The sequence below is a fragment of the Acinetobacter sp. CY73 genome, from assembly GCF_059515865.1.
Window position 1 is genome coordinate 23,676 of record NZ_JCAKMZ010000012.1, and the last position, 13,150, is coordinate 36,825.

Annotated in this window: 10 protein-coding genes and 1 pseudogene; 8 read left to right on the forward strand and 3 right to left on the reverse strand. The window is 39.3% G+C overall.

The window, feature by feature from the left end:
* Positions 1-276: 276 nt before the first annotated feature.
* Positions 277-1,008, reverse strand: a complete 732-nt coding sequence (locus AC5YD2_RS07550; RefSeq protein WP_496125743.1) for a DsbA family oxidoreductase — start codon at positions 1,006-1,008, stop codon at positions 277-279.
* Positions 1,009-1,428: 420 nt separating this feature from the next.
* Here AC5YD2_RS07550 and AC5YD2_RS07555 point away from each other — a divergent pair, with 420 nt between their 5' ends.
* The 5 genes from AC5YD2_RS07555 (at position 1,429) to AC5YD2_RS07575 (ending at position 6,284) form a co-directional block, all read left to right on the forward strand.
* Positions 1,429-2,217 (forward strand): hypothetical protein, encoded by a 789-nt coding sequence (locus AC5YD2_RS07555; protein WP_496125744.1) that lies wholly within the window; start codon positions 1,429-1,431, stop codon positions 2,215-2,217.
* Between the two features lie 395 nt (positions 2,218-2,612).
* Complete coding sequence (locus AC5YD2_RS07560; RefSeq protein ID WP_496125745.1) at positions 2,613-3,944, forward strand: GGDEF domain-containing protein; 1,332 nt, start codon at positions 2,613-2,615, stop codon at positions 3,942-3,944.
* Between the two features lie 310 nt (positions 3,945-4,254).
* On the forward strand, positions 4,255-4,764 hold the full coding sequence (locus AC5YD2_RS07565) for a hypothetical protein (protein ID WP_496125746.1): 510 nt from the start codon (positions 4,255-4,257) through the stop codon (positions 4,762-4,764).
* A gap of 115 nt (positions 4,765-4,879) precedes the next feature.
* Entirely contained in the window at positions 4,880-5,935 is a 1,056-nt protein-coding gene (locus tag AC5YD2_RS07570) for an N-acetyltransferase (RefSeq protein ID WP_496125747.1), read from the forward strand.
* Positions 5,913-6,284, forward strand: coding sequence for an ASCH domain-containing protein (locus tag AC5YD2_RS07575; protein WP_496125748.1), 372 nt, complete (start codon positions 5,913-5,915; stop codon positions 6,282-6,284). The genes AC5YD2_RS07570 and AC5YD2_RS07575 overlap by 23 nt, the downstream gene beginning before the upstream one ends.
* 48 nt (positions 6,285-6,332) lie before the next feature.
* On the opposite strand, the gene fadA is transcribed toward AC5YD2_RS07575, so the two are convergent.
* Together fadA and fadB are read right to left on the reverse strand one after the other, a co-directional pair.
* Positions 6,333-7,505: an acetyl-CoA C-acyltransferase FadA gene (gene fadA / locus AC5YD2_RS07580; protein WP_496125749.1), complete on the reverse strand. Its 1,173-nt coding sequence runs from the start codon at positions 7,503-7,505 to the stop codon at positions 6,333-6,335.
* A 12-nt stretch (positions 7,506-7,517) separates the two neighbouring features.
* Entirely contained in the window at positions 7,518-9,671 is a 2,154-nt protein-coding gene (gene fadB / locus AC5YD2_RS07585) for a fatty acid oxidation complex subunit alpha FadB (RefSeq protein WP_496125750.1), read from the reverse strand.
* 615 nt (positions 9,672-10,286) lie between these two features.
* On the opposite strand from fadB, the gene AC5YD2_RS07590 reads away from it, so the two are divergent.
* The 3 genes and pseudogenes from AC5YD2_RS07590 (at position 10,287) to AC5YD2_RS07600 (ending at position 13,125) form a co-directional block, all read left to right on the forward strand.
* The gene (locus AC5YD2_RS07590) at positions 10,287-10,703 is read left to right on the forward strand and encodes a PH domain-containing protein (RefSeq protein ID WP_496125751.1); all 417 of its coding nucleotides are present in this window, start codon (positions 10,287-10,289) and stop codon (positions 10,701-10,703) included.
* Positions 10,704-10,932: 229 nt separating this feature from the next.
* Positions 10,933-12,732: an excinuclease ABC subunit UvrC gene (gene uvrC / locus AC5YD2_RS07595; protein ID WP_496125752.1), complete on the forward strand. Its 1,800-nt coding sequence runs from the start codon at positions 10,933-10,935 to the stop codon at positions 12,730-12,732.
* Positions 12,733-12,802: 70 nt separating this feature from the next.
* Positions 12,803-13,125 (forward strand): annotated as a pseudogene (locus AC5YD2_RS07600) (DOPA 4,5-dioxygenase family protein).
* The last annotated feature ends 25 nt before the right edge of the window (positions 13,126-13,150 follow it).

Below are 13,150 nucleotides of genomic sequence, written 5' to 3' on the forward strand. Positions count from 1 at the left end.
CCAATCTTGTTCATCCACGCCTGATTCATTCTTAGACGTTTTTTCTTCGACATTGTGTTTGGCGATTAATCAGGGTCAGAGTTTATCCATTTGACAATCATCACGTTGAAACCTTTTTACAACGATTGTTTGACCCTTTAATTCAACATCTAAGATAAAAAATTTAGATAAGATAAAAACTTTAGACAAAAATAAAGCCCTCCATAGAGGGCTTTATGGCTGTTGATGGAGACCACACTGATTTATTTGTTGCTTAGTCATCAGCCAATGAGAAAATTAACTTTTTGGTACTTCACATGAATCATCAGAACAGATCAATGCATTATTTGGAGATGTGTTTTGAACGTTCTCTTCTTCTTCACGTTCTTCATCCGTTTTCATGCTTGCAACGGCTTTGGTTAAAACCTCTTTCATGACTTCAACAGGTTGAGCACCTGCCAAGGCAACACGTTGATCGAACACAAAGAAAGGAACACCTGTCACCTTTAACTGATCACGTGCAACTTCTTCATCGTATTTCACGAATTCAGAAAACTCATCTGAATTCAGTACGTCTTCAACTTGATTTGGATTCAGTCCAATTCGAGCAGCAACATCTTCAAGTGTTTCACGTTCACCGATTGCTAAACCTTGAGTCATATAGCTATAGAAGAATGCTTCTTTCGCTTCATTTCCTAAATTCAAGCTTTGAGCCAAGTGAATAATCCGGTGAGCATTAAAGGTATTGCCTGAATTGGCATTTTCCCAATTAAACTCAATCCCTTCTTCTTTTGCCATCGCTGCGATATTGCGTTGCATTTCTTCAACTTCAGCAATGCTACGATTATATTTTTCAGCAAGACGTTCAGAGTTGGATTTTTCTTGACGTATAGGTGCATCTGGATCAAGTTGATAGCTATGCCAAAATACTTCAAGCTCAACACCCGCTTGCTCAGCTGCTTTTTCTAGACGTTTTTTACCAATAAAACAAAAAGGGCATACTACATCTGACCAAATATCAACACGCATATTCTTTCTCTAAACCATAATCATTACGCATATAGTGTGGGCAATGAGATAAAAATTAAAGGGCTAAATCGGCAACACATCGTTTTATCTGTTTGATTGAATACATGATGACTCGATTTATTTGGATTTTTAGGGAGGCGTCTTGTTGATAGATTCGAAATAAATAATGTATTAAAGATAATAAGTTGTTTTTGTATGGTAAATAAGCGATAAATTATCAATAATTCAATGATATTATGAAGAATATATTCAACCTAGAACAAGTAAAAGTTAATAAGTGTGATGCATAACTAAATATTTCATAAAAGTGTTAAAATTATCATAACTTTATGATATAAAAGCCTAATTTTTAAAAGAGAAAGTCTATTGGCTGGATCTGCCTCAAGACATTAAAAAAACTGCTGAGTATTGGAGGTGCGTATGCGCCGCATCTTGATATTGATTACGCTCTTGATTCTGTCTCTGTGTGGGTATTTTTTCTATCAGGATCATTTAAACAATAAAGTATCAGACCAAAAAGTGTTTGATAAAGTCATGACTGAAAAAATGGAAACTTTGTATGTCCAAGCCAAAAATTGGAAAAAGCCGATTACATTGGATGTTGAAGATGATCGCTTAGATGGTGATTATAAAATCATGTCTGAATTTATCCTGAGCTATTGGGTGGATAATATTGAGGCGCGCAATAGCTATTTACGTCAGTTGGATGGAGCAGAATGGGATCAATTTCTCAATATTGCACGTTTAGATCAAGACCGGCAGCAAGCATACCAACAAACCAAGTCGATGCTGAATACTGTACGTAAGTCCACAGATGAGTTTCAAGCGAAGAATAAAGCCATTACTGAAAAAGCCATTGCTGACGTTGAAACGCTTCAGGTCAATACAAAGCTGAAACAAGCCATGTTGGATAAACTCAAGTTGACTCGTGATGCAAGCAATGAGGTGGCGTTATTGCATATCGAGCTTGAAGTTCTTAATCGCGCAGAAGAAATGTTTGAAATGTTAAAATCTAAAAAATGGGTTAAACAAGATAATCTGATTTTGTTTGAGCAAGATGAAGATGTGCGCAAGTTCAATGTGTTGTATGCAGAAGTGATTGAGTTCCAAGCTCAGATTGAGGAACTGAAAAAGCAAAACGCTTCAGTTTTTGAATCTGATGAGGAGACTTCATCACAAGCCGTTTTGAATTCACAGGTGGCTTCCTAATCGAACTCAATGATCAAATGAATTTCACTATCTTTAGTTCAATATCCCTAGTTCAATGCATATGGCTAAAAATAGATCGAAAGGTGATGGTCAACTTTATAGAGTTAAATATTGTGATTAAATTAATCACACGATTGTTTTGACTAAATTGTTTAATATAAACGCCAGTCAAATGAGGCTAATTTTTGAAGATTTAAATTTTTTTTCAATCAAGTATGAGTTAAATATCAAATTCCTAGTAAAACGTGAGTGTCTTAAATTTCATATTCTTAAAGCTTATAGACTAAACAGCAAATGTTTCATTGAGTTATTATGCTTATAGTTTCTGCGACACATCTATCGCCTGTCTTTTTAGATCGGCTTTTCAGTGATGCCTACAAAAGATCATTATCCGCATGAAAAATATTGCTGTGCTTTGGCTGGTTGTTTTTATTCTTTCATCGTTGTCGATTGCCTATACGCATGAATGGATGATTAGCCCAGTTTGGATCATCAACATCATCACCGCATACTCTTTGATTCAAAGTCGAAAAGTAATCAATAGCACACTGTTCACTTTGTTATTTTCATTCAGTTCTATTTTTATCGCGTCTTTTCTCTTTGATCGAACAAAACCCATTGATTTTAAAGTACTACTGAGCTTGATTAGTACGGTTCAAGTGATGACTTTTATGTGGGTGTATTACTGGATTGCTGAGCGTGCATCACAGTTTAAGTATTACCTCACTTTTGTGATTACTTTTTCAAACATTATCAGTGCTGCGGTCGGTGCCGTACTGTTCATGATGATCTTTGAATTCGGCTTAAATTATTACGAATTTTTGGATTATTTTCTGGAACAGTTTGCGACAGGCATGAGTGTGATGTGCATTTTGTATGGCATGAGTCACTGGAAAAATATTGCTTGGACTGATTATGCGTTGATTGGATTGGCATGGGTGATTCAGTACCTTATTTCGACTGATCCGATTTTTTATGCGTGTTTTATTTTTCCATTTTTGATGTGTTATTTCATTTTTAAATACAAGCTTCGAGAGTTTAGTTTTCTGATCGGGCTGATGTGTTTTGTGTGTAGTGTCTATGTCTCTTTACCGCTGGCAGGCGAATATTGGACAGCATTTGAAACGCATATGTTGTCACGTCTCAGTTCGTATCGACTGGCATTAGGATGTTGTCTCATTATTTTCCTCTTTGTTTGCGAAATTTCTTTGAACAATAAGCGCTTAAGTTCAAGCTACGAACGCCTGATGTTTAGAGATGAACTTACAGCGCTGAAAAATAGACGTTATGTGCATGAAAAAGTCCTCACAGATGAACATTTCAAAGCAGGCTATCTGTTACTTATAGATATCGATAACTTTAAAAAAGTGAATGATCAATATGGTCACTATGTCGGTGATTTGGTGATTAATCACATCACATCAATTCTTCGTCAGTTGCAGATTAAGCGGAGCATGATTGCACGTTGGGGTGGGGAAGAGTTTTTGTTCATGGTGCCTGATGCGACAGCTCAACAATGTCGTGACACTTGTGATGCGATTCTCATTGCCTGTCAAAATCAGCCCTTTCGCTATAAAGGCGAGCAGATTGAGATTACCGTCAGTATTGGTGCAACGGTGTTTAATCAGTTTAATACCGATACACATATTGGGTTATTGCAACGTGCAGATCAGGGGTTATATAGCGCGAAAGCCAATGGTAAAAAGCAGTACGTTTTTAATCATTGATCATTCTTAAGCATTAAAGTTTGAATGATATAGAGGGTGCGAGAGAGCTCCCTTTTTCAATCGTGCTATCTGTACTATTCCAATCGTGATTACATCATAATCAGGTTTATCTCAATATTCTAAGCAGGAAGAGTTGAGCAGAGCTTGAGTCATTACCGCTTTTATAGATTTGTGAGCTGTCCCACCGTTTATCTGAGCTTACGTGAATCATGGTTATGATTGTTGTAGCCTATTTAATAGATTATTTTCTATTCGGCATTCTCCCGATGGCTCGATGTGTTTTGAGTTATTCTGATCAAGAGGTCAGCTTATGAATTTTTCTAAATTTTGTTTGATTCTCAGCGTTGTCGCTTCTATCCCTTTTAGCTTTGCGCAAGCTGAGGAAGTTGCGAGCCTGCCGTCGATTCAACTGATGGCAGATGATGACTTACGTGATGAAGTCGTGACGACGGTGACGCCTTTTCAAGAAGACAAGAAAGTACGTCAAGCTTTACAACATCAGGTAATCAAAAAAGAACAGGATATTCAAAATGCTGCTTTAGAGCAAAGTTCACCTGCCATGAATATTCAACCGAAAACACCGATGCCTGATATGAGTCAGTTGACGCCTTTACAACAAGAGTATGTGTTGAGTGTGGCGGCAGGTTTTAAATCGGCTGACCCAAGTTCTGGAATATTTAAGATACTTGAGCCATTGGGCATTGATCGCGAAAAAGCTTTGGATCATATACAGCATGGTGGAGGCGCGATTCAAATTATGTTTGATGAGCAACGGTTGAATCAGTTGTTTGGTGATCAATGGCGTGGTGGGGTGAAATGAAATAGAGGTGCCTGTTTATCCTCTAAGTTATTTAAATTTAAAAATAAATTAGTGATTTTTATAGTTGAAAGTACTATATTTGTTCTAAATTTAACCGTAATTTGGTTGGGATAAAATGCTTGTACAGCAGTTATTTAGAGATATTAATTTAGCAGACCCTTTTTTTGATAGTCTAAAACAAGATTATAAAGAATTTACAGATTGGTTTAATAAAAAAGCTAATCAAAATGAAAGTGCCTTTGTATTTTATTTGGATAAAAAAGTTGATGGTTTTATGTATTTGAAGGTTGAAGAGGAAGAGTTAAATGAAGTTATTCCTAATAAGCCTTGTAAACGTAGATTAAAGGTAGGAACTTTAAAAATAAATGCACATGGCACTAAACTAGGTGAAAGATTTATAAAAAAAGCTTTAGATTACTTAGTCTATTGTAATTTAGACGAAATATATTTAACTGTTTTTGATCATCACGAAGGTTTAATAAGACTAATTGAAAAATATGGTTTTGTGAAAGAAGCAACTAAAAATACTATTAATGGTTGTGAAGGTGTTTACTTTAGAAGATTAAATAATAAAGGGAATTATAATATTTATAATTCTTACCCTATAATAAATACGATCAATAATAGAAAGCACCTATTAGCTATTTATCCTCAATACCACTCAAGACTGTTACCTGATTCAATATTGAAAACTGAAGATGACAAGGAAATAATAAAGGATATTTCGCATACTAATAGTATTCATAAAATTTATTTATGTAATATGAAGCATATTGCATCTGTAAGTATAGGGGATATTCTATGTATTTATCGAACTACTCCAGAAAAGGGTAGGGCGAATTATTTATCTGTAATAACAAGCTTATGCGTGATTGAAGAATATAAACATATCAGCGAGTTTACTGTAGTAGAAGATTTATTGAAGTATGCTTTACCTTTTTCAATATTTACTGAAAAGGAGTTACGAGATTTATATCGTACTCAACAATATCCATATATAATTCGTTTTACCTATAATGTAGCTTTACCTAAGCGAATTATTCGTAAAGATTTAATTGAAAAGATAGGGCTTAATGCTTCGTCCTATTGGGGGAGTTTTGAAATTACAAATGACGAATTCCTAAAAATTTGTAAATTAGGTGAAATAAATGAGAATCTTATTATCAATTAAACCTGAATATGCAAATAAAATTCTATCAGGTGAAAAGTGTTTTGAATTTAGAAAAACACTACCTAAAAATCCTAACGTTAAAACAGTTGTCATTTATGCAACAAAACCAATTGGGAAAGTCGTTGGGGAATTCGAGATAGATGATATTGTCAGTCATGCACCTAATGAGCTCTGGGAAAAGACGAAAGATCAAGCAGGTATTAGTAAAAAATTCTTCTTGGAATATTTTGTAGATAAGAAAGTAGCTCATGCTTTTAAAGTGGGATTAGTTAAATCTTACGATAAGCACCTGAATATAGAGGAATTTTGTAATAAAAAACTTCCTCCACAATCATTTTTCTATATTTAAAAAAACCCCGCAATAAGCGGGGTTTCTTTTTATCAAACTATTTAAAAATTAAACACGTTCGATCACTGTCGCAATACCTTGACCTAGACCGATACACATGGTCGCAAGACCGAATTGAGTATCTTGCTGTTCCATTACGTTTAACAACGTCGTTGTAATACGCGCACCAGAACAACCCAATGGATGACCCAAAGCAATCGCACCACCATTTAAGTTAATGATGTCTTGCTTGTCATAAATCCCCAAACCTTTCATTACAGAAAGACCTTGAGCAGCAAACGCTTCGTTCAATTCAATCGTTTGAATATCACCGATGCTTAAGCCAGCACGTTTCAGCGCTTTCTGAGTCGCAGGCACAGGACCATAACCCATAATTGCAGCATCACAACCTGCAACCGCCATAGAGCGAATCACAGCACGAGGCTTAAGACCTAAAGCTTGAGCACGCTCGTATGACATAAGAAGCATTGCAGACGCACCATCAGACAATGCTGAAGATGTTGCAGCAGTGACTGTACCGCCTTTCGGATCGAATACAGGACGTAACGCTTTAAACGCTTCAAGGTTTGCATCAGGACGAATCACTTCATCGATATCGCAAAGTTGAAGTTTACCTTCAGCATCATGACCTTCAATGCCAACGATTTCATTTTTGAAACGACCCGCTTCAGTTGCAGCCCAAGCACGACGGTGAGATTCAACACCGAACGCATCTTGTTCTTCACGCGTAATGCCGTTCATACGACCTAACATTTCAGCGGTTAAGCCCATCATGTTAGACGCTTTTGCATAATGCTTAGAGGCTTGAGGGTTTAAGTCAATACCGTGCATCATGCCAACGTGACCCATATGCTCCACACCACCGATGATGAACACATCACCTTGGTTGGTTGCAATTTGAGCCGCAGCAGTATGAATCGCTTGCATAGAAGAACCGCATAGACGGTTCACCGTTTGACCTGCAACAGTCTTTGGTAAATCAGCCAATAACACGATGTTACGACCAATGTTCATGCCTTGTTCTAGGGTCTGGTTGACACAGCCCCAAATCACATCTTCAACTTCATTCGTGTCAAACTGGTTACGAGCAACCAAAGCACGTACGAGTTCAGCAGATAAATTGTCGGCACGGACGTTACGGAACATACCATTTTTGGTTTTACCCATTGCTGAACGCACGCCATCAACGATGACAACGTCACGTGGATTTAAAGTAGCCATTCACGTTGCTCCTTAACCGTAGAATTTTTTGTTGTTAGCAGCCATGTCACGCAACAATTGTGGCGCTTCATAAGCCTTACCTAAGTGTGCATATTTGTCGCAAAGCGCAACGTATTCAGCCACACCTGTTTGGTCGATATAACGAGCAGGACCACCGCGGAAAGGCGGGAAACCAATACCCATAATCATCGCCATGTCTGCTTCCGCAGGTGTAGCCACAATGTTGTCTTCTAAGCAACGAACGGTTTCGTTACACAGCGCAATCATCATACGGTCAATGATTTCCTGAGCATCAAACTCACGTTTTTCACCCGTCACCACTGGCGCAATCACGTCATAGGCAGTCGCATCGACGGCTTTGGCTTTTTTGCCTTTACGGTCAAGTTCATACTTGTAGAAACCAACGTCGTTCTTTTGACCCAAACGTTTTGCTTCATACATGGTTTGAATTGAACCTTTGAAACTTGGTTTCATACGGTCTGGGAAGCCTTCAGCCATCACTTCTGCACCATGAACACCGGTATCAATACCGACCACGTCCATCAAGTAAGCAGGGCCCATCGGCCAGCCGAATTTTTCCATCACTTTATCAATTTGCTGGAAATCAGCACCATCTTTAAGCAATAGATCAAACGCACCGAAGTAAGGGAACAACACGCGGTTCACAAGGAAGCCCGGGCAGTCGTTGACTACGATTGGGGTTTTACCCATTTTTTGAGCCAGTACCACAGTCGTTGCAATCGCTTCAGCAGATGTTTTCTCACCACGGATCACTTCCACCAACGGCATCATGTGAACAGGGTTAAAGAAATGCATACCGACGAAGTTTTCAGGACGTTGTAAGGCTTTGGCTAAACGTGTGATTGAAATAGTCGAGGTATTCGATGCGATAATCGTGTTTTCACGCACTGATTTTTCAGTATCTGCAAGCACGGCTTCTTTGATTTTCGGGTTTTCTGTGACCGCTTCAATCACAATATCCACTTCTTTAAACTCATCTAAGCTTAAAGTCGGACGGATACGCGCTAGGGTTTCCCCCATTTTTGCCGTAGTCATTTTTTTGCGTTCAACTTGTTTGGTCAACAGTTTGTTCGCTTCAGCCATACCCAGTGCAAGCTGAGGGTTACCAATATCTTTCATGATGATAGGTGTGCCTTTGCTCGCCGCTTGGTAAGCAATACCACCGCCCATGATCCCCGCGCCAAGTACTGCCGCTTGGTTGACAGGATGTGCACCTTTTTCATGTTTTTTCGAGGTTTTCTTCACCACTTGGTCGTTTAAGAAAAGACCAATTAAGGCACCTGCTTGTGGCGTTACTGCCGCCTTTGCAAAATGTTCAGCTTCTAGGCGAAGTGCGTCATCACGACCCAAACTTGCACCCGCTTGAAGAGCATCGAGCAGGAGTTTTGGCGCAGGGTACTGAGCTGGATTGGCTTTCGCCAGCACCACACCACGAGATGAGTTAAATGCCATCATCTGTTCAAGTGGACCCAGTTTGATTGGATCTAATTTTTCTTGGCGTTTTGCTTTCCAGTCTAAACGGCCCGCAATCGCTTGTTTGACCAAGTCAACAGCAGCGTCTTGCAGTTTGTCCGCAGCAACCACAGCATCTACCGCACCGTCTTTCAGCGCAGCATCAGGGCGTTTAGGATTGGCCATTGCCATCCATTCAACTGCATTGTCAATACCAATCACACGGCTTAAACGAACGGTACCACCAAAGCCCGGCATGATACCGAGTTTAATCTCAGGTAAGCCGACTTGAGCCACTTGTGACATGACACGGTAGTCACACACCAAGCACATTTCAAAACCACCGCCCAATGCCATACCATTGATGGCAGCGACTTTCGGAATGTTTAAATCTTCAAAGCTGTTGAAAATCTCATGAACCGGCATTGCCCATTCCACGATTTTGTCAGCGCCTTGCGCGAAGTTTTCACCAAATTCTGTGATATCGGCACCAACGATGAACGTTGATTTGCCTGAAGTAACGATAAGACCTTTAATCTCAGCGTTTGATTTGACAGCAACAATTGCCGCTTTGAGATCTTCAATTGTTGCGCGGTCGAATTTGTTAACCGACTCACCTTGTAAGTCAAAGCGGAATTCTGCGATTCCGTCCGAAAGCATTTGGACGGTAATGGCATTGCCAGCGTGGATCATGCCCTGATCTCCTTTTTTTGGAGGACTTCTAAGTTGATGTTTTGAAGCGTGTGCGTATGTCCTGCGCACATGTATGCTTCGCTAATCTTACGATAACTATATCCAAAAAGAACATAACAAGTTGTATCAAGCCGTGACGCAAGGGTCATCTATTTTTATCTAGCTTTCCTTTGGTATTGTCATGCCTAGAGCAGCTTTAAAATGGGTATACGATATGAAGTTTTTGTTTCAATTAAAATTTTTATCATATCCCTTGTTTAATATAGGGGGTATAAACCGAAAATCAAGCTCAAACTAAATAAAATATAATTGTCAAAAAGGTCAATTGAGTTCAATACAGGCTGAGATTGTGTTTTAAACCGATTTCACAATGATCTTATGGCGATAAAAGCGGTGTCCAATCATTCATTCCATCAAAAGGTTTGAGCCAAAGTCTATGTACCAAGTTTTTGACCAAAGGAGTCAGCCACTCATAATCAGGATGAACTACAAAATGATACGCATAATGATGTGCTGAGATTGATGAGAGAGCTGATCAATAATTCAGTACATTTTTTATCATTTATGACTGTGGTTCAGGTATGATTTGTTCATTAAGGCTTTTGGGGAAGGGCATTGCAGGTATTTTATTCTAAGAAAGATTGGTGGGTATTGGCATTTCTAATTTGCATGACAGGCTTATTGCTTCAACTGTTGATTACCATGTTCACCAAAGGGACAGCCTACCAGTTTCCAGTGCATACCGCGGTTTATGTGATCACCATCTTGATGTTGTGGTGGCCCATGTTCAATACCAAATATACAGTGAACGCGGGTCAACTTCAGATTCGTTGCTTATTTTTGACGTGGCATATTCCATTAGCAGATATTCAACGTGTCTCTGAGACCAATAACTCAGTGGCTTCACCTGCATTGTCTTTGGATCGACTCAAAATTGAATATTTGAAAGAAGGAAAGCCTAAATTTATTTTGGTTGCACCACGGAATAAAGCAAAGTTTTGTGAGGCGATTGGACAGAGTCTTTCCACCTAAAAGTGTATTCAAAGGACTGATCCCTACTGTTAGGCTAAGTTCATATGGATAAAGTATTTGTACTCTCTAGGCTTAAGTTAAGCTGATCTAGTGGCTGATTCAGTTTATCGCCCTAAAAAATAACATTTCAACTCTGCGTCATGATTTGTCCTATATATAAATGTAGGGCTTGGAAATGTGGCTAAATTGCCCCATCATCTAAACATCTCCAATATTTTAAAAGCCGACAGTGAACGAAAACGCACGAGATAATATTGAAAAGATTTTAGCCAATATGACCACTTTGCCAGGTGTGTATCGCATGCTGGGAAAAGAGGGTGAATTGCTCTATGTGGGTAAGGCCAAAAATCTCAAAAATCGTGTATCGAGCTACTTTGTTAAAAATATCGAGCATCCGAAAACCTTAGCATTGGTTTCACGTATTTATGATATTGAAACCTTAGTCGTGCGTTCTGAAACCGAAGCCTTATTGCTCGAACAGAACCTGATTAAACTGCATCGTCCGCCGTATAACATCATGCTGCGCGATGATAAGTCCTACGTTTATATCTTCGTGTCCAGTGACAAACCTTATCCACGTATTGCCAGTGGGCGAGGCAAAGGCAAACATCAAGTCGGTAAATTCTTTGGACCCTATCCAAGTGCATATAATGCTAGAGATACCTTGGTCGTGTTACAAAAATTATTCAATGTACGCCAGTGTGAAAATAGCTATTTCTCACAACGTAAACGACCGTGTTTGCAGTATCAAATTAAACGCTGTTCGGCTCCTTGTGTTGGGCTGATCTCACCTGAAGACTATAAAGAAGATGTCAATAACTCGATTCGTTTTTTACGAGGCGATACCAAAGAGTTGAATCAAGAACTGATTTCAAAGATGGAAGCCGCTGCGGAAGCCTTAGAGTTTGAAAAAGCCGTGTTTTATCGTGATCGAATGGCGTTACTTCGGGATGTGCAGACGCAGCAAGCGATTTACACAGTTAAAGGTGAGGCTGATATTCTCGCGATTGCGTATCAGGCAGGGGTGACCTGTGTGCAAATTATGCATGTGCGGAATGGCAAAATGTTGGGCGGGAAAAGTTATTTCCCGGATATGTTGGGCGATGATTTGGGGCAAATGCTGGCAGACTTCATTGCTAACTTTTATTTCCAAGTGGCAGATGAAATACCGAATGAATTGATCGTGAATGTAGAGCTGCCGGATACCCAAGAGTTAGAACAAGCTTTACAGCAAAATTTTGAAAAGAAAATTCAAGTTAAACACAAGGTCAGAGAAACACGCGCCGAATGGCTTGAACTTGCTACCATGAATGTTCAGCATGCGATTAAAGGTCAATTGGCAAATCACTTTGAGTTGAATGAACGGTTTCATCAGCTTGAACAGGTGGTGGGACGCCCGATTGATCGGATTGAGTGTTTTGATATTTCACACACCATGGGTGAAGCCACGATCGCCTCATGTGTGGTGTTTGATAGTGGCGGTATTCGTAAACGTGATTATCGTCAATTTTCGATTGAAGATATTACAGGTGGCGATGACTATGCAGCTATGCGCCAAGCGCTTACGCGACGTTATAAAAAAGCCATGCTTCCCGATTTGTTGTTGATTGATGGTGGGAAAGGTCAGCTTCATATGGCCATGGATGTCATGAAAGATCTGGGACTAGATGCATTTATGATTGGGGTATCTAAAGGTGAAGGGCGTAAACCCGGCTTAGAAACGCTCCACTTTACCGATGGCACTAAGATTCAACTGCCAGAAGATCATAAAGCCTTACATTTGATTCAACAGGTTCGAGATGAAGCCCATCGTTTTGCGATTACCAAACACCGTGCGAAACGTGATAAACGCCGTGGACAGTCTGTTTTAGAAGCGATTCCGGGGCTAGGAGCCAAACGCCGTCGTGATTTGTTGACTCATTTTGGTGGCATACAAGGGGTGTTAAAAGCCTCTGAGAATGATTTGAAATTGGTCCCCGGCTTTGGGGATCTGTTGGCAAGAACCGTTTATAAGGTATTGCATGAGTGAGTCAGCATCGTTTGAATGGCTTGAAACAGCTTTAAAACTGACTTTGAATACTTTGGAATCTTAGAAATTTATGAAATATCACGCCCATGTCTATTTTGATTTAAATCAAATTCAGAGCATCGAATTATTGTATTCCCAGCTCCAGCAAGCGTTTGGTGAAAACGTCAGATATGGTCGAATACATCAAAAAATGGTGGGTCCACATACCAAGCGATGTTTCAACTGGAGTTTGATCAATTGATCTTATCGCAAATAAAAGCCTCACTCAGTTCCAATGATCTAAATTTATCAGTATTGATTCATTCTTTATATGAGGATGCATATTTGGCACATACTCAAGGTGCTGAGTGGTTAGGAGAGCCTTTGGCATTAAACTTGGCTATCTTTTCATAAATTTTTAAGCTTATAAATATTCAGA

Coding starts and splice junctions, on each gene's coding strand:
- fadB (WP_496125750.1), bottom strand. CDS start 9,671: ATGATCCACGCTGGCAATGCCATTACCGTCCAAATGCTTTCGGACGGA.
- AC5YD2_RS07575 (WP_496125748.1), top strand. CDS start 5,913: ATGAGAATCTTATTATCAATTAAACCTGAATATGCAAATAAAATTCTA.
- AC5YD2_RS07555 (WP_496125744.1), top strand. CDS start 1,429: ATGCGCCGCATCTTGATATTGATTACGCTCTTGATTCTGTCTCTGTGT.
- AC5YD2_RS07570 (WP_496125747.1), top strand. CDS start 4,880: ATGCTTGTACAGCAGTTATTTAGAGATATTAATTTAGCAGACCCTTTT.
- AC5YD2_RS07560 (WP_496125745.1), top strand. CDS start 2,613: ATGAAAAATATTGCTGTGCTTTGGCTGGTTGTTTTTATTCTTTCATCG.
- AC5YD2_RS07550 (WP_496125743.1), bottom strand. CDS start 1,008: ATGCGTGTTGATATTTGGTCAGATGTAGTATGCCCTTTTTGTTTTATT.
- AC5YD2_RS07565 (WP_496125746.1), top strand. CDS start 4,255: ATGAATTTTTCTAAATTTTGTTTGATTCTCAGCGTTGTCGCTTCTATC.
- fadA (WP_496125749.1), bottom strand. CDS start 7,505: ATGGCTACTTTAAATCCACGTGACGTTGTCATCGTTGATGGCGTGCGT.